This is a genomic window from Flavobacterium sp. FlaQc-57, from assembly GCF_044007395.1.
GTDB lineage: Bacteria > Bacteroidota > Bacteroidia > Flavobacteriales > Flavobacteriaceae > Flavobacterium.
Window position 1 is genome coordinate 1 of sequence record NZ_JBIPDA010000027.1, and the last position, 246, is coordinate 246.

Annotated in this window: 1 pseudogene; it reads left to right on the top strand. The window is 44.7% G+C overall.

The features are described from left to right. A pseudogene (locus ACHRVZ_RS21460) lies at window positions 1-246 on the top strand (hypothetical protein); the annotation flags it as partial.

A 246-nucleotide genomic window follows, 5' to 3' on the forward strand; every position in this document is an offset into this window, starting at 1 on the left:
TATACGGTCAGACTTCAAACGGAACTTGTTCAAGTTTGACAAGAACAGCTGTTGTTTTAACAATCAATGGCGCACCATCAGCACCAACTGCTCCGGGTAACGTAACAGTATGTGAGACAGGGTCTTCACAAACTCTAACAGCTACCGCTACAGTACCAGCAGGTTCAAGCATTGTTTGGTATGATGCTGCCACAGGAGGAAACATAGTAAATCCGGCAACATTAGTAAGTACAGTTGCTGCTACCA